This is a genomic window from Pseudomonas turukhanskensis, assembly GCF_027922365.1.
Taxonomy (GTDB): domain Bacteria; phylum Pseudomonadota; class Gammaproteobacteria; order Pseudomonadales; family Pseudomonadaceae; genus Aquipseudomonas; species Aquipseudomonas turukhanskensis.
In genome coordinates, this window is record NZ_BSFN01000004.1 from 1 (window position 1) to 20,921 (window position 20,921).

Here is a 20,921-nt window from a genome sequence, read left to right on the forward strand (position 1 = left end):
GTGTGCCCGGCTTTCAAACCCTCCCCCGATGATCAGTCGGAGACTATCTCCTCTTTCGAGGAGGAGTCGAGATACAAGGGTGTGCTGTGCGCACCAATCACCGTGTCCCGCAAGATTCTGGATTCCCGCCTTCGCGGGAATGACGGAGAAAAAGGCACAAATCTCCGTCGTCCCCGCGAAGGCGGGGACCCAGAGTCTTTCGTCCTACGCGGTGGTGCGCACAGCACACCCTACGTTGTCGATAACCCATTCAACACCATCCGGCTAAACAACGCCGCCAGGTGCTCCAGCGGCGGCCGTCCGCCATTGGGATAGCCCGCCACCACACCATCGAGCATGGCTATCATGCCTTGCGCAATCGGCCCACATTCAGCCGCCGGCAGGGCGCAGCGCTGCAGAATCTTTTCTAACTGCTGCACCTGCACATGGCGCAACCGCTCGATGCTTTCCTGCTGCTCGTAGTTCAGCCCGCGAAATTCCAGGCGAGCGAGGGCATGGCGCTGGCTGTGTAGGCTGTTGAATTGCAGGTGCATGCGCACATAGGTTTCCAGTTGCAGCAGCCCGTCAGCCTGCAGGGGCACCTCGGTGTGCAGCAACTCCAGAAGATCGCCTTCATGCTCTTCAATCAGCTCGAAAAGCAGCGCCTGTTTGCTGTCGATATGGTTGTACAACGACCCCGGATGCATATGCATGGCCGCCGCCAGTTGGCGCAGGCTGATCCCGTGAAAACCGTGCTCGGCAAACAGCTCCAGCGCCACCTGGCGCAGCAGATGGCGGGTGCCGATATCGGTGTTGGCCGCTTCGCTCCAGCGCGGCTTCACCAGAGTCAGGGCGTGGCGGCCAGCCATTTAAGGGCGCTCCACGGCCAGGGCCACACCCAGGCCGCCGCCGATGCACAAAGTCGCCAGGCCTTTCTTGGCATCGCGCTTGTGCATCTCGTGCAGCAGGGTCACCAACACCCGGCAGCCCGACGCGCCAATGGGATGGCCCAGGGCAATGGCGCCGCCGTTGACGTTGACCTTGTCGATATTCCAGCCCAGCTCTTTGCCCACCGACAGCGACTGCGCGGCAAAGGCTTCGTTGGCTTCGATCAGGTCGAGTTCATCGAGCGTCCACGCCGCTTTCTCCAAACATTTTTTACTGGCCGACACCGGGCCGATGCCCATGATCGCCGGGTCTACCCCGGCGCTGGCGTAGGCCTTGATCGTCGCCAATACCGGCACCCCCAATTCCTTCGCCTTGCTCGCGCTCATCAGCAGCACCGCGGCGGCGCCGTCGTTGATGGCAGAGGCGTTGCCGGCGGTGACGCTGCCGTCTTTTTTGAACGCCGGTTTGAGTTTGGCCAGGCTGTCGGCGGTGGTCTGCGCGCGGGGTTGTTCGTCGACCGCAAATAGCAGCGGCTCGCCCTTGCGCTGGGGAATCGCCACCGGGGTAATTTCATCGGCAAAGCGCCCGGCCTCAATGGCCGCACTGGCCAGTTGCTGTGAGCGCAGGGCATAGGCGTCTTGCTGTTCGCGGGTCAGGCTGTAGCAGTCCACCAGGTTCTCGGCGGTGATGCCCATGTGGTAGTCGTTAAAGGCATCGAGCAAGCCATCTTGCAGCAGCGAGTCGGCCAGTTCCGCATGGCCCATGCGCAGGCCCGTACGGGCTTTGGCCAGGGTGTAGGGGGCCAGGCTCATGTTCTCCATGCCGCCGGCAATCACCACCTCGGCATCGCCGCAGCGAATCGCTTGCGCCGCCAGGCTGACCGTTTTCAACCCCGAGCCGCAGAGCTTGTTGATGGTCATGGCCGCCACGCTGTGGGGCAGCCCGGCATTCAGAGCAGCCTGACGGGCCGGGTTCTGCCCGCAGCCAGCAGTGAGCACCTGGCCCAGAATCACCTCGTCGACCAGGCCCGCGTTGATGCCGGCCTTGGCCAGCAGGGCGCGAATAACCACGCTACCCAGTTCCACCGCGCTGGTGTTGGCCAGGCTGCCCTGGAAGCTGCCAATGGCCGTACGGGTAGCGGCAACGATGACGACGTCTTGCATAGCACTCTCCAGCTTCGAATAAAAAGGCGCGGCACCTTTCCGAGTGGCCGCGCCCTGCCAATTGGCAGGAAAACGGTTTTTACAATTGGGTCACGGCAATCTTGCCGCTGGCCTGGCTGGCATCGTGGAACAAGCCCTTGCCGCCGTTGCGCCATTGCTCCAGCAATTGCGCTTGACGCTCAGCGGCGTGACCGAGGAAACGCTCCTTCACCGGGCCATAACCGCGCACGCTTTCCGGCAGCTCGGCGAGGTCTTGGGCTAGGCCCAATTTCTCGGCGCTGAGGCCGCTTAGCAGCTCATCCAGAATGCGTTCGTAATTGGCTTGCCAGCGGCGTTCCACCTTGCGTTCATGGGTGTAGCCAAACGGATCGAGCCAGGTGTTGCGCAGGAATTTCATCTTCGCCAGCACCTTAAAGCCACGCAGCATCCACGGCCCAAAGCTGCGTTTTTTCGGCGCGTCTTTGTCGTTCATGAGCGGTGGTGCGAGGTGGAAGCGCAGGCTGTAATCACCCTCGAACTGCGCCTGGATTTTTTCCAGGAAGTCGCCGTTGGTGAACAGCCGCGCCACTTCGTATTCGTCCTTGATCGCCAGCACTTTGAAGTAGTAACGGGCGACGGCAGCCGACAGCTCGCCGGGCTGGCCGAGCAGGGCGGTTTCCGCTGCCATAAATTGCTCGACCCGCGCGGTGTAGCGCTGGGCATAGGCGGTGTTCTGGTAAGCGGTGAGGAAGGTCACTCGACGTGCCACAGTTTCTTCCAGGCTTTGCGACAGCACGCGATCGGCGCTCTTCACCTTGCTGGCTTCCAGCTTGCGCAGCACCCGCTGCAAATCCACAGCGCAGCGGCGGCCCCAATCGAAAGCCGAGAGGTTGAAGGTCACAGCGGTACCGTTCAGTTCGATGGCCTGAAGCAACGCCGCTTCGCCCACCGGCAACCAGCCTTTCTGGTAGGCATAGCCGAGCATAAAGGTGTTGGTGGCAATCGAATCGCCCATCAGCGCGGTGGCGATTTTGCTGGCATCGATAAAGTCTGCTTGCGCATGGCCCACGGCTTCAGCGATTTGCGCCGACATGCTCTGGCTGCGGAATTGCGGGTCCGGGTGCTTGAGCAAATCACCGCTCTCGGCCTGCAAGGCAAAGGTGCGGACAAAGGCGCTGGTGATGCTTTCTTCGCTGTTTACCAAGGCGTGGGTCACGCCCTGGCGCAGCTTGGACAGGGTTTCGGTATTGGCACTCACCACCAGGTCGCAGCCCAGCAGCAGGGCGGCTTCGCCCTCGGCAATGCGCGGGGCAAACAGCTGCTCCTGACGCGCGGCAATACGGATATGCGACCACACCGCGCCACCTTTCTGCGCCATGCCGGCCATATCCAGGTTCAGCGTACCTTTGCCTTCGATAAAGGCCGCCATGCCGAGCAGGGCACCGATGGTGACCACGCCGGTACCGCCCACGCCGGTAACCAGAATGCTGTACGGCTCGGTCAGGTCGACGGTGGCCGGGGTGGGCAGGTCCCACACATCATCCGAGTTCGCCGCCAAGGCCTTGGGCTTGCGCAGCTTGCCGCCTTCGACGGTGACAAAGCTCGGGCAGAAGCCGTTCAGGCAGGTGAAATCCTTGTTGCACGACGATTGATCGATCTCACGCTTGCGGCCGAACTCGGTTTCCACCGACGTCACCGACATGCAGTTGGACTTGCTGCTGCAATCGCCACAGCCTTCGCACACGGCCTCATTAATCACAACACGACGTGCTGGGTCGGGGAACTTGCCGCGCTTGCGACGGCGGCGTTTCTCGGCGGCGCACACCTGGTCGTAAATGATCGCCGACACGCCTTTGAACTCGCGCAGTTCAGCCTGTACTTCATCCATCTTGTCGCGGCGCAGTACCGGTACGCCGGCGGCCAGGTCGTGGATGTCTTTGTATTTCTCCACGTCGTCGCTGACCACCACCAGCTTCTGCACGCCTTCAGCCGCTAACTGCCGGCTGATCTGCGCCACGCTCAGAGTGCCGTCCACCGGCTGGCCGCCGGTCATGGCCACGGCATCGTTGTAGAGAATCTTGTAGGTGATCTGCACCTTGGCCGCGATGGCGGCGCGAATCGCCAGAATGCCGGAGTGGAAATAGGTGCCGTCGCCCAGGTTGGCAAACACATGCTGGGTTTTGGTGAAAGGCGCCTGACCGATCCAGGCCACGCCTTCGCCGCCCATCTGGCTGAAGGTCTGGGTTTGCGGATAGATCCACGCCGCCATGTAGTGGCAGCCAATACCGGCCAGCGCGCGGCTGCCCTCCGGCACTTTGGTGGAAGTGTTGTGCGGGCAGCCGGAGCAGTAGTGCGGCACACGGTCCATCAAATTGCTGAACTGGCCCTTGCTCGCCAGTTGCGCGTCGAGCACCGCCAGGCGCACCTGCAGCGGGCCGCTCTGATGCAAGCGCAAAATGCGTTTGGCCAACGCGCGGGCAATCATGGCCGGGGTCAGGTCGTTGATCGCCGGCAGCAACCAGTCGGTGTGCGGCAGGCTCCATTCGCCTTTGTCATCGAACTTGCCGACGATGCGCGGGCGTACATCCTCGCGCCAGTTGTAGAGCTCTTCCTTGAGCTGGTACTCGATCATGTGGCGCTTTTCTTCCACCACCACGATCTCTTCCAGCCCTTCGGCAAACTGACGCACGCCTTCGGCTTCCAGCGGCCAGACCATGCCCACCTTGTAAACACGCAGCCCAATCTGCTGCGCCAAGGTGTCGTCGATGCCGAGGATTTTCAGCGCCTGGCACACGTCCAGGTACGACTTGCCGGAGGTGATAATGCCGATCCGCGCCTTGGGCGAATCCATCACGATACGGTCGATACGATTGGCCCGTGCGTAAGCCAGCGCGGCATACAGCTTGTGCTCCAGCAGGCGTTGTTCCTGAGCCAGGGGCGGGTCGGGCCAACGAATATTCAGACCACCTTCAGGCAGCTGGATATCCGGAATGATCGGTTGCACACGGTTGATATCGATATCGACAATGGCCGCGCTTTCCACGGTGTCTGCCACCGCCTTCAACGCCACCCAGCACCCGGAATAGCGAGACATGGCCCAGCCATGCATGCCGTAGTCGAGGTACTCCTGCACGCCGGATGGTGCCAGTACCGGCATCATCACCGCCTTGAAAATATGCTCGGTCTGGTGCGGCAGGGAAGAGGAGCGGGCGCCGTGGTCGTCACCGGCAATTGCCAGCACACCACCGAATTTCGAGGTGCCGGCGGCGTTGGCATGGCGGAATACATCGCCGCAGCGATCCACGCCCGGGCCTTTGCCGTACCACATGCCGAACACGCCGTCGTAGGTGGCGCCTTCGAAGATATTCACCTGCTGCGTGCCCCAGATAGAGGTGGCAGCCAGGTCTTCGTTCATGCCAGGGTGGAACACCGTGTGGTGCTCCTTGAGGTAATCGCGGGCCTTCCACAACGCCTGGTCGAAGCCACCCAAGGGTGAGCCGCGGTAGCCGGAAATAAAGCCGGCAGTATTCAGCCCGTTGGCCAAATCCCGTTGCCGCTGCATAAGCGGCAAACGAACCAATGCTTGAATACCAGTGAGCAACACTTTTCCGCTGTGCTGGACGTACTTGTCATCCAGAGACGGGGACGCACTCATGTTCATCCTCCAGGCTTTCTTGTGGCGATGCCGTCAGGCGCGGCGGTGCCTTGTTGTTGGCCGGAGTCTAGGGAGGGGGTAGGGGGATCGTAAAATCACAAAAACAGCGTTCTGATATTGGTTTTTCGGATAGCTGAATGAGGGGGTGAATTCCGTTGCCAATCGAGTTGTGCGTTTCACCAATACCCTCTGCATTTCATCAATACTCCCTTTCGTTGTCCCGCCAACCCCGCTTCCCGTCTACTCCTCCCCACACCAATAACAACAAAAAGGTACCGGGAGTGTTGATGAACAACGCCAAACCAACGCCGTTGCGCCTGGCCATGTGGCTGGCGGCCGCAGCCGTCACCAGCGGCCCCGTCCAGGCCGCCGAATTCGATACCGGCAACCCTGACTGGAGCGCCCGCTGGGACAACACCGTGCGCTATAACCTGGGCATTCGCGCCGAGGAACGCGACAACGCACTGGCCAATAACGCCAGCTACGACGAGTCCGACTCCAAGTTCGACCGGGGTGATGTGGTGACCAACCGCGTCGACCTGATGAGCGAACTCGAAGTCGCCTACAAGCAGTACAACGGTTTTCGCGTCAGCGCCGCCGCCTGGTATGACCAGGCCTACGCCGACACCGATGTAGAAACCAACGACGGCAACGTCTATTACCCCGGCGCGTTCCCGGGCTCCAGCACCTCCAGCTATAACAACGACCGCTATTCCGACCACACCAAGCGCTATCACCGCGGCCTTAGCGGCGAGTTGCTGGATGCCTTTGCCTTTACCCGTTTTGACCTCGGCGATATCCCGGTCAGCCTGCGTGCCGGGCGACACACGGTATATTGGGGCAACGGCTTGCTGATTGCCGGGCACGCGGTTTCTTACTCGCAGGCACCGTTGGATGGGCGCAAAGCGGTGAGCAACCCAGGCACCGAAACCCGCGAGATTTTCTTGCCGTTAACGCAGCTTTCCGGCCAGGCCCAGGTGACCGATCAGCTGTCACTGGCCGCGCAATATTTCTTCGAATGGGACACCACCCGCGCGCCGGAGGGCGGCACCTACCTGGCGTCTGCCGACGTGGCGCTGGAAGGCCCGGATCGCTTACCGCTGTTCAGTGGTTTCAGCCGCCCGTTGGTGGATCCGCTCAAGCCCAAGGACCGGGGTAACTGGGGGGTGATGGGCACCTACAGCTTTGATTTCCTGCATTCGGAAGTCAGTGCGTTTTACCGCGAGTTCGACGACTACAACCCGTGGGGCCTGCAGGTGGCCCCGACCTTCGCACGCTATGTGTATGCCGAAAACGTGAAGCTGTATGGCTTGGGATATTCCGCGGGCCCAGTGCTGGGCGGCGGCTCGTTGGGGGTGGACTTGTCTTACCGCCAGAACACATCGCTGGTTTCCAGCAACATCAGCACCGCCGATAACCAGGGCGCCCGTGGCGACACCTGGCACATGGTGCTCAACGGCCTGTGGCTGCTACCGCGCACGGACTATTTCGATACCGGCAGCCTGATCACGGAAATGGCGTTCAGCCACGTAGAGCGGCTGACCAAGCACGAGGAACTGTTCAAAGGCGAAGGCTATGGCGGTTGCCCGGCTGGGCAAGACAAGCATTACGGCTGCGCCACAAAAAACTACGTGGGCATGGCAGTGAGTTTTGCGCCGCAGTGGTTGGGCGTGTTCCCCGGCTGGAATATTTCCGCGCCGATGAGCGTGGATTATGGCGTCAGCGGCAACGCCGCCACCGGTGGTGGCAGCGAGGGTAAGTACACCTGGAAGGCCGGCATCAAGGGCACCTACGACGAGCGCTACGACGTGACACTCTCGTACATCGGTTATGGCAGCGAACGCCAGTACGACAACGTGGCGGGCGTCGGTAAAACCGTGGTGGCGGGGAACGGCGATGTTGGCCTGACCGACCGCAACTGGGTTTCCCTCACCCTTAGCACGGCGTTTTAAGCCGCCCCGCAAGGCAATGCGGATCGCCGAACACAAGGTGGCGATCACCTCTCAAGATTGGAGACTGTTATGACCCTCAATACCTATGCGCTAGGCCTCTTGGCCTTGGCGCTGACGGCCCCCGTCATGGCCGAAGATAGCTACAGCACCGCCGACCTTGGCGGCAAACTCACCCGCTTCGGCGCCATCGTGGCTGGCAACGCAGCGGGCACCATTCCGGCCTATGAGGGTGGCTTCAAAGCACCGGCTGGCCTGGTGCCGGGCGACGGTACGTGGCCTAACCCGTTTGCCGATGAAAAGCCGCGCCTGCGTATCACCGCTGCCAACGCCGATCAGTACAAGGACCAACTAGCAGCCGGCCAATATCAGTTGCTGAAAAGCAACCCGGACACCTATTACCTTGAGGTGTACCCCACCCACCGCACTGCTGCTTTTCCGGAAACCTTTCTCGCTGCCACCCAACGCAACGCTGGCCGCGCCGCGTGCAAAACCGAGAACGACGGTCTGTCGATCACTGAAGCCTGCCGGGGTGGATTGCCGTTCCCTCTGCCTAAAGATGGCCGCGAGGTGATGTGGAACTACATCCTCAACTACCAGGGCGTGAATGGCTGGGACTGGAACCACAGCGCCTACGTGGTCAACCAGGGCCACCCGACGCTGACCAACACCAACCGCTCCACCGGTGAGAAGCCGTTCTACCAACTGGACGTGCCCGGCCGCGATCCGAAAATTGCCCAGCGCATCTGGTCTCGCATTGTTGCGCCGGCCCGTACGGCGGGGCAGGCGTCGGGCTATTGGGACTACCTCGACCCGGTGGAAAACTCGCGCTACGCCTGGAGCTACAGCACTGGCCAACGCCGGGTGCGAAAGGCGCCGGAGTTTAACTACGACACCCCCAACTCGGCCTTCGGTGGTGTGGCGTTTTACGACGAGATTTTCCTGTTTTCCGGAAAGATGGACCGCTTCGACTGGAAGCTGGTGGGCAAGAAGGAAATGTTCATTCCCTACAGCAACTACACGCTGAAGTGGGGCTGCGACATGGACAAAAAGTTGCTGCCCAAACACATCAACCCTGACTGCGAACGCTGGGAATTGCACCGCGTGTGGGTCGTGGAAGCCACCCGCAAAGACGGCATGCGCCATGCCCAGAAAAAGCGCCGTTACTACATCGACGAAGACACCTTCGGCGCTGCCGTGTACGACGCCTGGGACGATAGCGGTGCGCTGTACCGCACCGGCTCGCAATACAACATCGAGGCCTACGGCATCCCCAATAACCCGCAGCAGGATTCCTACTCGCTGTACGACTTCACCCGTGACCAATACGGCATGTTTGGTAACGGCCCCACCCGCTACCGCGCCGAGCCTGTCTCGGAACGCGAAGCCAACCCGCAAACGATTGCCGGTGGCCAGACCCGCTAATACGACGCTGTCTTTTGCGGCGCTCTTGTGGGGGCGCCGATCTTTTTCCCATCCGAATTAAGAGGACTCCCGATGACCCAGCCCCTAAGCCGTCTGCAGGGCAAAGTCTGCGTGATCACTGGTGCCGGCAGCGGTATTGGCCGCGCGTCTGCCAAGCGGTTTGCCGAGGAGGGCGCCACCGTGGTGGTGACCGATCTATTTGCTGATTCGGCTGAGGCCGTGGCCGCCGAAATCGGCGCCAACGCCTTGGCCTTGCAAGTGGATGTGGGCGATGAAGCCGCCCTGAAGCGCATGGTCGATACCACGGTGCAAACCTTTGGCCGTATCGATGTGCTGTTCAATAACGCCGTGTACAAAAACCCGGCCACCACCCGCGATATCGACTTCATCAATTTCAACACCGAGCTGTTCCACAACTGCATGCGAGTGAATGTGCTCGGCGGGGTGTTGGCGTGCAAATACGCGCTGCCGCACATGCTGGCGCAAGGCAGCGGCTCGATTCTGTTTACCTCGTCCACCAGCTCCATTGCCGGCGAAATCTCACAATTCAGCTATGGCGCCTCCAAGGCCGCGTTGAATTGGTACGTGCAAACCATCGCCGCCACCTTTGGCAAACAGGGCATTCGTTGCAACGGCATTTTGCCGGGCGTGATTCGCACGCCGGCCATGGAAAGCTGGGCGAACGAGGCCATGAAAAGCGCCTTTCTCGACCTGCAAAACGTGCCGCAACTGGGCGAGCCGGAAGACATCGCGGCCATGGCGGCGTTTCTCGCCAGCGATGACGCCCGCTACGTCAACGGCACGCTGATGCGCGTCGACGGCGGCATGAGCTGCGGCACGCCCATGGTGCCGGTGGTGCGCAATTTTCTGCTGCCGCAAACGTCGGCCTGATCCCCTCAATAACCAAAGGAGCGCCGCGCGATGGCACTCGAACAAGAAAAATTCATTCTCGACATGCTCACCGCCTGGGGCGACGGCACCGACGGCAGCCGCCCGGATATCGAGCGAATCATGGCCACCTTTGCCGAAGACGCGGTGTGGCAGCTCTGGGTGCCCGGCGGACCGGTGATTACTGGCCGCGATGCGCTGCGCAAAGAGATTGAGCGGCAGATGAGTTACGTCACCCATAACCGCTGCACCACGCGCCATATCGTCTCGTCCGAGCGCGTGGTGATGACCGAGCGCGACGACTACTGCATCAACAACGGCGTACCGATGCCGCATTCGATGGTGGCGGTGTACGAGCTCAATGAGCAGGGCCTGATCAGCGCCTGGCGCGAGTACCTGGACACCGCCGACCTGGCCAAGAAAAAGGGCGTGGCCCTGGACAAGGTCGGCGGGCCTACCGTTGCGCAACCCACTTGATAGCGGAGACTGCTATGAGCACCACACCTGACGTGGCCGGCGATCCGGTCGAAGCAAAACTGCGCACGTTTGTAGAAGGTCTGCTCGGCGGCCAGATAACGGCCATGCAGCGCCTGCTGCGCTGGCGTCCCGCCTGGAACGTCGAGCTGCAGCGCGGAGGTGAAACCCTGCAGCTGCATATTCGCGGCGAGCGCGGCGGCGATGTGAGCCCGTTTCCAGAGCTGCGCCGTGAGGCCGATATTTTGACCCTGCTGGGCAAGCAAGGCGTGCCGGTGCCGCGCATCTATGGCTTCTGTGAAGACCCGCAAGCCATCGTGATGCAGCTGGTACCCGGCAGCCGCGATGTAAAAACGGCGAAAGACGATGCCGAGCGTAAATCGGTGTCGCGCCAGTGGATCGACGCCATTGCACGGATGCATTACTTGCCGTTGCAGCCATTCCTGAATCAAGGCATCAGCCTGCCCAAAAATGCCGAGGAGATTACCCTGGCTGGCCTGGAAGCCTATTACCCGCTGTATGCCCGCAACAAAACCCGCGCGCAGCCGTTGGCGGAATTTGCCCTGGGTTGGCTGCGCCGCAACGTGCCGCAGCACCGCGCCACGCCGGGTTTTGTGCAGTACGACTCTGGTCAGTTTCTGTTTGAAAATGGCAAAGTCCACGGCCTGTACGACTTCGAATTCGCCATGATCGGCGACCCGTTGGCCGACTTGGCATCGGCGCGTATGCGCGATAACTACGAGCCGCTGGGCGACAAGTTTGCCGACCTGTATCGCTACTACCAGCAAGTCACCGGCCAGCCGGCGGACCCCGACGTGGTGCGCTACCACACGGCGTTGTTTGCCACGGTCAGCACCATGCAGTTCTCGGCGTCCATCGCAACGCCGCAGCCGGGCGATCCGCACGATATCTATACCGAATTCGACATCGCCCTGCGCCGTGTGGTGGTGCATGCCTTGGCCGAGGCCATGGGTGTGGCGCTGGAAACACCAGGCCTGGAGATCGTCAGCAACGGCCCCAACGCGCAACTGCTGACCATGTTGAACGACGCCCTGACGCAGGTGGAAGTGGCCAGCGAATTCCAGCAAACCAAACTGCGCGCCGTGAGCAAGCTGGTGGAATATCTGGGCCGTGGCGATGCCATGGAGCTGCGTCTGCGCGAGCTGGAGCTGCAGGAAGCCCAAGTGCTGCTGGACCGTACGTTCAACCGTTGGGAAGACATCGACGAGGCGCTGGAATCCTTTGTGAAAAGCGCAGGCCCCGAATACGACAAGCCGCTACTGCGCCTGTTTATGGAGCAAATCGAACGCCGCGTGTTGGTCTATGGCAGCACCGCGATTGGCGGCTCGGCGAGCCATATCGACCTGCCGCCGGTGGAGTAAGGGGAATGCCCATGTCTGATTTCAAACACCGTTATGGCCCGTGGGCCGTGATTGCCGGCGCCTCCCATGGCGTGGGTGCGGCCTTTGCCCATCTGCTGGCCGCCCGTGGCTTGAATTGCGTGCTGGTGGCCCGGCGCGCGGAGGCCTTGGCCGCCTTGAAAAGCGAGCTGGAGGTGCAGTACGCCGTCGAGGTGCTGCTGGTGACTCAAGACCTGTCCCACAGCGATGCCACCGAGCGCCTGATCGCGGCGGTGGGCGATCGTGAAGTGGGGCTGTTTATCTACAACGCCGGTGGCGACCCGTTTATCACCCGGTTCCTCGACACTTCGGTCGAGGATTGGGGCAGCTTGTTGAGCCTTAACTCGTTGACCGTTATGAACTGCAGCCATGTCTTTGGCGCGCCGATGGTGGCGCGGGGGCGCGGCGGTTTGCTGTTGGTGGGGTCGCAGGCGGCGCTTGGCGGCATTCGCAAACTGGCGATGTACACCGCCACCAAAGGCTTTGCGCTGAACCTTGGCGAGTCGCTGTGGGCGGAGTGGAAAGACAAGGGCGTGAATGTGCTTAACCTGCTCATCGGCACGGTTGACACACCGACCATGCGCGACGCCATGGTGAAGCTGAATATCCCCAACGCCTTAACCATGTCCCTGCCCAAAGCCGAAGACCTTGCGCAGTTGGCGCTGGATGAACTGGGCAACGGCCCCACCTTGATTCACCCCGAAGACACCCTGAGCAATCGCGCCAGTTCACCGGGCCAGGCACGGCGCCTGCACGTGCTGAACAAAAGTGCGAAAGCCGCCGTGTTTATCGGCAACGACTGAGGGAGTGGCGATGAAAGGCTTCAATAACACCGAGTTCAAACGCGGCTGGCGGGTGCTGATATTGGCGCTGGTTGGTGTGGCCACCAGCTCCAGTTCGTTGCTGCTGTACAGCTTCAGCTCCCTGGTCATTCCCCTGGAGCAGGCCATGGGTTGGGGCAGGGCGGAGCTGCAAGCGGCGATCACCGCGCTGTCGCTGGGCACCATAGTCGCCTCGCAATTGGCCGGCTGGCTGAACCTGCGCTATGGCTTGCGGCGCGTGACGCTGCTCTCGCTCCTGGCGTTGAGCCTGAGCGTATTTGGGTTGACGTCCATGGGCGGCTCGATCTGGACGCTGTACTTGGGGTTTTTTCTTGTACCGTTGGCTGGGTTGGGCACGCTGCAAGTGACGTGGTCGCACTTGGTCAACCTGTGGTTTGAAGAAAACCGTGGGCTGGCGCTGGCGATTATTCTCAGCGGCTCGGGGTTGGCAGCGATTGGGCTGCCGCTGATCACTGCGTGGGCCATCAGCCGCTGGAATTGGCAGGCCGGGTTTCTTGCCCTGGGTGTGTTGCCGGTGCTGCTGGCCTTGCCGTTGGCGCTGCGTTGGCTGATGCCGACCGCCCCTTCCAACACGGTGCGGCAGCCCATTGTCAGCAGCGAGAAAGCGGGCGGTTTGTTGCTGAGTGAAGCGCTGCGGTCGTGGCGGTTCTGGGTGTGCAACGTGTCGATGACGCTGGTGGTGGCCTGCGTGGTTGGGCTGGTGACCAATATCGTGCCGCTGCTGCAAGACCGAGGCTTGAGCGCGCTGCAGGCGGCGCAAATCTTCAGCAGCTTTGGGGTGTCGCTGATACTCGGCCGGTTGGTGGTGGGGTATTTGATTGATCGGCTATGGGCGCCGGGCGTGGCCTCGCTGGCCCTGCTGATGCCCGCGTTTGCCTGCGTGATTTTCGCCTACGGCGACTCGACCATCGCCATGTACACCCTCGCCACTTTGCTGGTGGGCGTGGGGGCGGGTGCGGAGTTTGATATCGCCGCGTTTCTCATCGCCCGCTACTTCGGCATGCGCGATTACGGGCGGTTGTTTGGCGCGCATCTGGGGTTGATTACGACGGGCGCCGCGACGTCACCGCTGCTGTTTGCGGCGATGTTCAAATTGACCGGCGGATATTCGGCGATGCTGCTGTTTAGCTTCGTATGTTTTGTGGCGGGGCCGTTGTTGTTGCTGACGTTGGGTGGGTATCCCAGGTATCAGGCGGAGCCGGTGGCGGCAACTTGAAGGCTCGTACATTGGTGCGCACGGCACACCCTACGTAGAGTGTGCCGTGCGCACCAATACGCGGTCTTGAATTCACCCCTGACGCTGCCTACGAAACTCTTCCGGCGTAACCCCCAATTCTTTCCTGAACGCCGCGCCAAACGCGGCCGCATTGTTAAACCCGGCCTGATACGCCACCTGCTTCACCAGCAACCTTGGGTTGGCCAACAACGCCATGGCTTTTTCCAACCGCAACTGCGCGGCGTAGTGGCGCAAGGTCATGCCGGTGGTGTTTTTAAAGCGCGTGGACAGGGTGCGCACGGGCAGCTCGCAGGCCTGGGCCAGGCGGCGCAGGGAGCGGTTTTCGTCTTCGCCTTCGTTGAGCATTTCGCGCAGCAGGTTGAGTTGCCGCGGGCTGAGTTTGCGCTGGTGGTCGCTACGGGTTTCGGCGCTACGTGCGCCGTCGATAAATTCTCGGCGCAGGTCCAGGGCAATGCTGGTGAGTAGGCATTCGGTTTGTAGTTCGCTGGCAAAGCCTGGGCTGGACACTTCGTCGGCCAGGCGTTGCAAGGATGCGTGCAGGTAGCCGCTTTGCAGGTTGAGCATGGCTTCGCTGACGCTGTCTTGCCAGTTCCAACGGTAGCTGCCGAGTACGCCTAGGGAGGCGGGGTCGAACACGCAGACCAGCGCCTTTTGCTCGCAGGCATCGTGGCGCAGGTGGAACTCGGTGCCGTGGGGAATAAATAGCAGTTTGCCGAGCGGCTGAAACTGCCGGCCGCCGCCATTGGAAAAGGTGCCGCAGTTGGGCTTGATCTGGCTGCTGGCTGGCAGCATTAAACGCAGCAGGCAGTTGTCGCCCGTGTCGATCAAGGCCGTGCCGGCGTTGGACCATTGCGCCCGTTCCACACGGATATCAAAGCCTTGTTTGGCCAGGCACGCCTCGGTGAGAAAGCGCCCGGTGTCTTCGCAGTCGTACTCGCTGTACTGGATGGCGTTCATGTCTAACCTTCAGCAATTTTTATTGTTGGCGCTGAAATCGGATAGCTCTTTGTACTCCATAACGGCAGTAAAAAGCCAAATATATGGACAAATACAGTTAAAGTGTTCAAGTATATTTTTATGCGCAAGCCTACAACAAAACAATAGAGGAGACTGCCATGCGTGCCGCCATCATTTCCGAACGCAACGCCCCACCGGTCATCGTCGAAGACTTCCGTGAGCCGCAGCCGCAAGAAGGCGCGGTACTGATTGACGTCGATACCGCCGGCCTCGGTGGCTGGGACGTGCTTGGCGCTTACCGCCTGGGCGTGGAATACCCCTGTGTGATCCGTGGCGAAGGCGTTGGCCGCGCGCCGGATGGCCGTCGGGTGTATTTCGGCGAGCGTTCGGTGTTGCCCTTCGGCGCCTTTGCCGAGCGCACCCTGGTGCCGCAGGCCGAGGTGTGGAACGTGCCGGATGATGTCGACGACAAGACCGCCATCAGCATGGGCATCGCTGCCACCGGCGCCATCGTGCCGCTGGAAAAAGCCGAGATCCAGAAGGGTGAAAAGGTGCTGGTACTCGGCGCCACCGGCACCCTGGGCCAGATCGCCCTGCAGCTGGCGCGTGGTATGGGCGCTGGCAAGGTGGTCGGCGCTGCTCGATCCGCTGAAGCGTTGGGCCGTTTGAAGTCCCGAGGTATCGCCGACGACGTGGTGACCCTGGGTGGCAGCGATGATGTAGCCGCGCTGAAGGACGCCGCTGACGGCGGTTTCGATGTGGTGCTCGATCTGGTCTGCGGCCAACCGATGCTCACCTCGCTAAAAGCCACCAACTGGGGCGCGCGGATTATGACGATCGGCACTGGGGCGGGGCGTCAGCTCAACCTGGATATTGCTGACCTGTTGTTCCGCAGCCTGTCGTGCATCGGCACCGGCCAGCGTCCGCCAGCGGACCGCGAACAGATCTGGCTGCGCCTGCTGAAGATCGCCAAAGAGCAGCAGATTCAGGTGGACTACCTGGACTTCACCCTAGACCAGGCCGCCGAAGCCTGGGCGGCGCAGGTGAGTGGGCCGCATGCCAAGATCACCGCGTCCATCCGCCGTTAAACCGTAGGGTGTGCCGTGCGCACCGTTCGCCATTGCCACGGCGCGCGTAGCGCGCCGTACGACGATCAAGAGCCTCAATGACCAAAGGCAAAGACATCTCCATGCGCCAGCTACGCTATTTCGTGGCTGCCGCCGACGCCGGCCAATTCTCCCAAGCGGCACTCAAGGTGCACGTGTCGCAATCGGCGATCACCGCTGCCGTGCTGCACTTGGAAGAAAGCATGGGCGTCAGCCTGTTCGATCGCTTACCGTATGGCGTGACGCTCACGGCCGAGGGCAACCGGTTTGCTCAGCATGCCCGTCATATTCTCGACAGCCTGCAAGACGCTCTCAGCGAGCCGCTGTTCCTTAGCCATGCCATGCAGGGCACAGTGCGAGTAGGCGCCTCATACACCGTGCTGGGCTATTTTTTGCCGGCGTTGTTGGCGCGCTTCAAACGCAGTTACCCGCAGGTTGAAATCGATCTGATCGACATGGACCGTCCGAGCATCGAAACGGCGGTGAGCAATGGCGACCTCGATCTGGGCCTGACGATTGTCTCCAACACACCGGATCTGCACGGTTTTGCTCACCACGTACTAATTCGCTCGCGCCGCCAGCTGTGGCTGGCCAGCCAACACCCGTTAATGCAAGCCGCGTCCATCAACCTGGAGGACGTTGCCGAGCACGCCTATATCCTCGCCACGGTGGACGAGGGCGATGCATCTACGCTGCGCTATTGGGAGTCGCGCGGCCTGGCGCCGCAGGTGGCGTTTCGCACGTCGTCGATGGAGGCGTTACGCGGGTTGGTGGCCCATGGATTTGGCGTGACGATTCTGTCGGACATGCTCTACCGCGCCTGGTCGCTAGAAGGCAAAAAGATCGAAATCCGCCCGCTGGTGGACGTGATTCCGCCGATGGAATTGGGCTTGGTGTGGCTGCCGGAAAACCAGCTATCGGAACCTGCCCAAGCGTTCCGCCAGTTTCTGATTATGGCCTGCGCGTCTTAGTGCGCTGCGGTGTTCTCGGGTGGCCAGGTGCCGTTGTTCATCAGCGCGTCAAACGACTCGGTCATTTGCTTGGCGGTGGCCGGGTAGTCGTGGCGCACCCACCACAGCCACAGGCCGATTAACGCGCCAACAAAGCAGCGCACGGCCACTTCACCGCGCATTTCTGCCACCTGGTACAGGCCGTGTTTGCGGTAGTGCTCGCGTACTTGAATGATCAGGATATTTTCCAGGTGGGCGAGGATCACACTTTGCCCTGGACCACTGAAAAACGAGGTGGTCAGCGCCGCGTGGCGCTCGGTGGCGCTGAACAACCAAGCCGACACGTCGAGCACCACGCGCCGGTCGCCACTCACTTCGGTGACCTTGGTGCTCGGCACGCCAATGGCCTGGTAGCCGGCAATGATGAGGTCTTCTTTAGTGCGAAAGTGGGCGTAGAACGTGGAGCGCGACACCCCGGTGCGGTTAAGGATTTCCTGCACGGTGATGTCGGCGTAATCCTTCTCCAGCGCCAGGCTGTACATGCTGTCTAACAACAGGTCGCGGGTGCGTTGGGTGCGCACGGCGTGGCGTTCCTGGGCCAGCGGTTTGTTGACCATTTGTACGGGAGCGGCGTGAGACATCCTGTACCTCTGCAAAGCTATTTTTATTGGAGTCGTAGCGCCGTGCGGCAAGGTGCGCGCGCGGCGGTGATGGTTGAACAGTGACATACGCCATCGCGTTCAAGCAAGGTTAGTTGTAGGACAGTTTTGGCATAACTGTTAACTTCAAAGCGCAAAATCGAACACATTCGGGGTTCTGTTCGTTGTGGCCTTTGCCATTGGCTCGTACCGTTCTGCAGTCCATTAGAGGCCTGGGGAACAATAAGAATGAGCAAAAGCTATGACTACATCATCATCGGCGCGGGGTCTTCGGGTTGCGTGCTGGCCAATCGTTTGTCGGCAGACCCCAGTGTGTCGGTGCTGCTGATCGAAAGCGGCCCGGACGACACCAGCGCGTTGATCGCCATGCCCCGTGGCATCGGCAAACTACTTACTCCCGGCAACCCCCATGTGTGGACCTATAAAGTGTCGCGCGGCGTGGGCATGAGCGATGAGAATTGGCTGAAAGGCAAAACCATCGGCGGCTCCAGTTCTGTCAACGGCATGGTGTATGTGCGTGGCGCGCCGGCTGACTACGACAACTGGGAAGCGCAAGGCTGCACCGGTTGGGGCTGGGCCGACATGGGCCGGCAGTTTGTCGCGCTGGAAGATCACCAACTGGGCAAAAGCGAATGGCGCGGCACCGGTGGCCCGTTGAAAGTTACTGTGCACCCCAGCGGCGATGCCTTGTGCGACGCGGTGATCAGCGCCGCCGGGGCCATGGGCGTAAAGCGCACTGACGATACCAACCATGTCGACTCGGTTAGCCACGGCGGCGTTGGCTATCAGCCGCAAACCACCTACAAAGGCCAGCGCTTCAGCGCGGCAAAAGCCTTTCTCGACCCGGTGCGCGGGCGTACCAACCTCACCGTCGTGACCGGCACCCAAGTTCAGCGCATCGAATTTACCGAGCGCCGTGCCACTGCCGTGCAGGTCACCAGCAGCTCAGGCGATGAGCGCATCGAAGCGCGCCGGGAAATCTTGCTGTGTGCCGGCGCGGTTGAATCGCCCAAGCTCTTGCAGTTGTCCGGCGTGGGCCCGGCAGCGCTGTTGCAGCAACACGGTATTGCCGTGGTGCAAGACGCCCCGGACGTGGGCCGCAACCTGCGCGAACACGTGTACATGGCCATGCAGTACCGCGTCACCAGCGGCAGCTTTAACCATTGCTTCCACGGCGTCGGTTTACTGGGCGCGGTGGCCAATTACTTCCTGCGCAAAAAAGGCCCGATGACCCACGCGGCCCACGAAGCCGGCGGTTTTATCAAAACCAGTCCTGAGTTGGACCGCCCGGACGCGCAGATCGGCGTCAGCCTGTATTCCATGGACGGCGACGGCAACACCGTGGCCATCGACAAGCAGCCGGGGCTGACGCTGGGCGGCTATTTCTTGCGCCCGCAAAGCCAGGGCGAGTTGCGCATTCAGTCTGCCGATCCGTCCGTGCCGCCGCAGATTCATGGCAACTACCTAAGTGCTGACATCGACCGCACTTCAGGCATCGCCTTGGTCCGCTGGTTCCGCCGCCTGGCCGCGCAGCCGGCGCTTAAGCCGTTCATCGTAAATGAACTGACCCCCGGCCCCCAGGTGCAAACCGACGAGGAAATTCTCGCCGCGCTGCGCCGTTTTGGCCAAACCGCCTACCACGTCTCGGGCACCTGCCGCATGGGCGGCGATGCGGGCTCGGTGCTCGATCCGCAACTGCGCGTGCGTGGGGTGGAAGGGCTGCGGGTAGTCGACACCTCGGTGATGCCGTGCCTGGTGTCCGGCAATACCAACGCCCCGGCCATGGCCATTGCCCTGCGCGCCGCGGAATTTATTACAGGCAAACCGTCAGGAGTTGCAGCGCAATGAGCATCCCCTTTACCCATCTGGACAAACTCTATATCGACGGCGCCTGGGTGGCCGCCGATGGCCCGCGCGAGCCGGTGCTAAACCCGGCGACCGAAGAAGTGATCGGCCACGCCCCGGTAGGCGATGTGCAGAGCGCCGATGCCGCTATAGCCGCGGCCCGCCAGGCGTTCGACAACGGCCCATGGCCGTGGCTGAGCATGGCCGAGCGCGCGGGTTACCTGCGCCGTATGCACGCCGCCCTGGTCGCCAAGCGCGAACAGATCGCCGCGCTCATCATTGCCGAAGTCGGCTGTTCGCAAGGCGTGACCTACGCCATGCAAGTGGATATGCCGCTGGGCCATGTGCTTACCGCCATTGAGCAATCCACTCAAGGCGATAGCCAGCAAATTCCGGTGCACAGTAACCCCAACCCGTTCAACCCGGGCGGGCCGCTGATACTCGGAAGCGGTACCGTGGAGCGTGAAGCCATAGGCGTCGTAGCGGGCATTACCGGCTACAACTTCCCGTTTCTGCTCAACCTGGCCAAGGTGTTTCCGGCGCTGCTGGCCGGTAACACCCTGGTGTTGAAACCCTCGCCGTTTACCCCGTACTCGGCGCTGCTGTTTGGTGAAATTGCTGAGGAAATCGGCTTGCCCAAAGGCGTGCTGAATATCGTCACCGGCGGCGTTGATGTGGGCAGTTTGCTCAGCAGCGACCCACGGGTGGACATGGTCTCGTTCACCGGTTCGGAGACTGTCGGTATCAGCATCATGAGCCAGGCCGCGCCGACGCTTAAGCGCGTGCACCTGGAGCTGGGCGGCAAGTCGGCATTGATCGTGCGCGCCGATGCCGATGTGCAGGGCACCGCGCTGGGTGCCATCGCCGGCTTGGCGGTTAACGCAGGGCAGGGCTGCGCGCTGCTCACGCGCTTTTTGGTGCATAACTCGATTCGTGAGCAGTTCGTACAGATTGCTGCGGCTGTGGCAGGACAATGGAAGGTCGGTAACCCGGCAGACCCGAGCGTGCTGATGGGGCCGCTGATTCGCGAATCGCAGCGCTGCAAGGTCGAGCACTTTATTGCCAGCGGCCGCGATGCCGGCGCCACCCTGGTGTGCGGTGGCGGGCGGCCGGCGCACTTGAAGCAAGGATTCTTCAGCGACCTGACGCTGTTCGACAACGTGCGCAATGACATGGCCATTGCCCAGGAAGAAATCTTCGGCCCGGTCGGCGTGGTGATCGGCTACGACACCGACGACGAAGCCATCGCCATCGCCAACGACTCGCGCTTTGGCTTGAACGGTGCGGTGGCTTCGGCCGATGCGGCGACGGCCTATGCCCTGGCGCGGCGCATTCGCGCCGGCAGCGTTTACCTCAATGGCGGCAGCGGCGGTTTGCCGTACGCGCCCATCGGCGGCTTCAAACGCTCAGGCATCGGCCGCGAATTCGGGCCGAATTGGCTGAAAGAATTTACCCAGGAGAAATCCATCATTTACCCCGTCGGGCGTTAACCGCGAGCCCCCGATTGGGGGCTGCAATGACCAAC

General features: G+C 61.6%; 16 protein-coding genes. 11 read left to right on the plus strand and 5 right to left on the minus strand.

Annotated elements, in window-relative coordinates; genetic code table 11:
* Positions 1–230: 230 nt before the first annotated feature.
* From PKE98_RS08665 to PKE98_RS08675, 3 genes are all read right to left on the minus strand, one after another.
* On the minus strand, positions 231–848 hold the full coding sequence (locus tag PKE98_RS08665) for a TetR/AcrR family transcriptional regulator (RefSeq protein WP_271194879.1): 618 nt from the start codon (positions 846–848) through the stop codon (positions 231–233).
* A complete protein-coding gene (locus PKE98_RS08670; protein WP_271194880.1) occupies positions 849–2,030 on the minus strand; it encodes an acetyl-CoA C-acetyltransferase in 1,182 nt (393 codons plus the stop codon). It abuts the gene before it with no gap.
* 79 nt (positions 2,031–2,109) lie between these two features.
* Positions 2,110–5,664 (minus strand): indolepyruvate ferredoxin oxidoreductase family protein, encoded by a 3,555-nt coding sequence (locus tag PKE98_RS08675; protein WP_271194881.1) that lies wholly within the window; start codon positions 5,662–5,664, stop codon positions 2,110–2,112.
* Between the two features lie 287 nt (positions 5,665–5,951).
* On the opposite strand from PKE98_RS08675, the gene PKE98_RS08680 reads away from it, so the two are divergent.
* The 7 genes from PKE98_RS08680 to PKE98_RS08710 all read left to right on the plus strand — a co-directional run bounded on the left by PKE98_RS08680 (position 5,952) and on the right by PKE98_RS08710 (position 13,858).
* Positions 5,952–7,616, plus strand: a complete 1,665-nt coding sequence (locus PKE98_RS08680) for a DUF1302 domain-containing protein (RefSeq protein WP_271194882.1) — start codon at positions 5,952–5,954, stop codon at positions 7,614–7,616.
* A 69-nt stretch (positions 7,617–7,685) separates the two neighbouring features.
* On the plus strand, positions 7,686–9,038 hold the full coding sequence (locus PKE98_RS08685; RefSeq protein ID WP_271194883.1) for a DUF1329 domain-containing protein: 1,353 nt from the start codon (positions 7,686–7,688) through the stop codon (positions 9,036–9,038).
* Between the two features lie 72 nt (positions 9,039–9,110).
* Positions 9,111–9,929, plus strand: coding sequence for an SDR family NAD(P)-dependent oxidoreductase (locus PKE98_RS08690; protein WP_271194884.1), 819 nt, complete (start codon positions 9,111–9,113; stop codon positions 9,927–9,929).
* A 30-nt stretch (positions 9,930–9,959) separates the two neighbouring features.
* A complete protein-coding gene (locus PKE98_RS08695; RefSeq protein ID WP_271194885.1) occupies positions 9,960–10,403 on the plus strand; it encodes a nuclear transport factor 2 family protein in 444 nt (147 codons plus the stop codon).
* Between the two features lie 14 nt (positions 10,404–10,417).
* Complete coding sequence (locus PKE98_RS08700) at positions 10,418–11,782, plus strand: phosphotransferase (RefSeq protein ID WP_271194886.1); 1,365 nt, start codon at positions 10,418–10,420, stop codon at positions 11,780–11,782.
* 11 nt (positions 11,783–11,793) lie between these two features.
* Entirely contained in the window at positions 11,794–12,603 is an 810-nt protein-coding gene (locus PKE98_RS08705; protein ID WP_373877830.1) for an SDR family NAD(P)-dependent oxidoreductase, read from the plus strand.
* A gap of 10 nt (positions 12,604–12,613) precedes the next feature.
* The gene (locus tag PKE98_RS08710; RefSeq protein WP_271194888.1) at positions 12,614–13,858 is read left to right on the plus strand and encodes an MFS transporter; all 1,245 of its coding nucleotides are present in this window, start codon (positions 12,614–12,616) and stop codon (positions 13,856–13,858) included.
* A gap of 72 nt (positions 13,859–13,930) precedes the next feature.
* Here the strand turns inward: PKE98_RS08710 and PKE98_RS08715 are convergent, their stop codons facing one another.
* Positions 13,931–14,836: a helix-turn-helix domain-containing protein gene (locus PKE98_RS08715; RefSeq protein WP_271194889.1), complete on the minus strand. Its 906-nt coding sequence runs from the start codon at positions 14,834–14,836 to the stop codon at positions 13,931–13,933.
* A 158-nt stretch (positions 14,837–14,994) separates the two neighbouring features.
* Here PKE98_RS08715 and PKE98_RS08720 point away from each other — a divergent pair, with 158 nt between their 5' ends.
* Both PKE98_RS08720 and PKE98_RS08725 read left to right on the plus strand, forming a co-directional pair.
* Complete coding sequence (locus PKE98_RS08720) at positions 14,995–15,924, plus strand: quinone oxidoreductase family protein (RefSeq protein ID WP_271194890.1); 930 nt, start codon at positions 14,995–14,997, stop codon at positions 15,922–15,924.
* 77 nt (positions 15,925–16,001) lie between these two features.
* A complete protein-coding gene (locus PKE98_RS08725; protein WP_271194891.1) occupies positions 16,002–16,913 on the plus strand; it encodes a LysR family transcriptional regulator in 912 nt (303 codons plus the stop codon).
* Here PKE98_RS08725 and PKE98_RS08730 read toward each other — a convergent pair.
* The gene (locus tag PKE98_RS08730) at positions 16,910–17,533 is read right to left on the minus strand and encodes a TetR/AcrR family transcriptional regulator (RefSeq protein ID WP_271194892.1); all 624 of its coding nucleotides are present in this window, start codon (positions 17,531–17,533) and stop codon (positions 16,910–16,912) included. The two genes, PKE98_RS08725 and PKE98_RS08730, sit on opposite strands and share 4 nt — an antisense overlap.
* Before the next feature lie 246 nt (positions 17,534–17,779).
* Here PKE98_RS08730 and PKE98_RS08735 point away from each other — a divergent pair, with 246 nt between their 5' ends.
* Together PKE98_RS08735 and PKE98_RS08740 are read left to right on the plus strand one after the other, a co-directional pair.
* Positions 17,780–19,399, plus strand: a complete 1,620-nt coding sequence (locus PKE98_RS08735; protein ID WP_271194893.1) for a GMC family oxidoreductase — start codon at positions 17,780–17,782, stop codon at positions 19,397–19,399.
* Positions 19,396–20,886 (plus strand): aldehyde dehydrogenase family protein, encoded by a 1,491-nt coding sequence (locus tag PKE98_RS08740; RefSeq protein WP_271194894.1) that lies wholly within the window; start codon positions 19,396–19,398, stop codon positions 20,884–20,886. Before PKE98_RS08735 ends, PKE98_RS08740 begins: the two co-directional genes overlap by 4 nt.
* Positions 20,887–20,921 lie beyond the last annotated feature (35 nt).

What these genes read in the sequence shown, in the direction of transcription:
- PKE98_RS08705 (WP_373877830.1), top strand. Translation starts at nt 11,794, where the DNA reads ATGTCTGATTTCAAACACCGTTATGGCCCGTGGGCCGTGATTGCCGGC.
- PKE98_RS08685 (WP_271194883.1), top strand. Translation starts at nt 7,686, where the DNA reads ATGACCCTCAATACCTATGCGCTAGGCCTCTTGGCCTTGGCGCTGACG.
- PKE98_RS08730 (WP_271194892.1), bottom strand. Translation starts at nt 17,533, where the DNA reads ATGTCTCACGCCGCTCCCGTACAAATGGTCAACAAACCGCTGGCCCAG.
- PKE98_RS08720 (WP_271194890.1), top strand. Translation starts at nt 14,995, where the DNA reads ATGCGTGCCGCCATCATTTCCGAACGCAACGCCCCACCGGTCATCGTC.
- PKE98_RS08665 (WP_271194879.1), bottom strand. Translation starts at nt 848, where the DNA reads ATGGCTGGCCGCCACGCCCTGACTCTGGTGAAGCCGCGCTGGAGCGAA.
- PKE98_RS08695 (WP_271194885.1), top strand. Translation starts at nt 9,960, where the DNA reads ATGGCACTCGAACAAGAAAAATTCATTCTCGACATGCTCACCGCCTGG.
- PKE98_RS08700 (WP_271194886.1), top strand. Translation starts at nt 10,418, where the DNA reads ATGAGCACCACACCTGACGTGGCCGGCGATCCGGTCGAAGCAAAACTG.
- PKE98_RS08740 (WP_271194894.1), top strand. Translation starts at nt 19,396, where the DNA reads ATGAGCATCCCCTTTACCCATCTGGACAAACTCTATATCGACGGCGCC.
- PKE98_RS08735 (WP_271194893.1), top strand. Translation starts at nt 17,780, where the DNA reads ATGAGCAAAAGCTATGACTACATCATCATCGGCGCGGGGTCTTCGGGT.
- PKE98_RS08715 (WP_271194889.1), bottom strand. Translation starts at nt 14,836, where the DNA reads ATGAACGCCATCCAGTACAGCGAGTACGACTGCGAAGACACCGGGCGC.
- PKE98_RS08725 (WP_271194891.1), top strand. Translation starts at nt 16,002, where the DNA reads ATGACCAAAGGCAAAGACATCTCCATGCGCCAGCTACGCTATTTCGTG.
- PKE98_RS08710 (WP_271194888.1), top strand. Translation starts at nt 12,614, where the DNA reads ATGAAAGGCTTCAATAACACCGAGTTCAAACGCGGCTGGCGGGTGCTG.
- PKE98_RS08675 (WP_271194881.1), bottom strand. Translation starts at nt 5,664, where the DNA reads ATGAGTGCGTCCCCGTCTCTGGATGACAAGTACGTCCAGCACAGCGGA.
- PKE98_RS08680 (WP_271194882.1), top strand. Translation starts at nt 5,952, where the DNA reads ATGAACAACGCCAAACCAACGCCGTTGCGCCTGGCCATGTGGCTGGCG.
- PKE98_RS08670 (WP_271194880.1), bottom strand. Translation starts at nt 2,030, where the DNA reads ATGCAAGACGTCGTCATCGTTGCCGCTACCCGTACGGCCATTGGCAGC.
- PKE98_RS08690 (WP_271194884.1), top strand. Translation starts at nt 9,111, where the DNA reads ATGACCCAGCCCCTAAGCCGTCTGCAGGGCAAAGTCTGCGTGATCACT.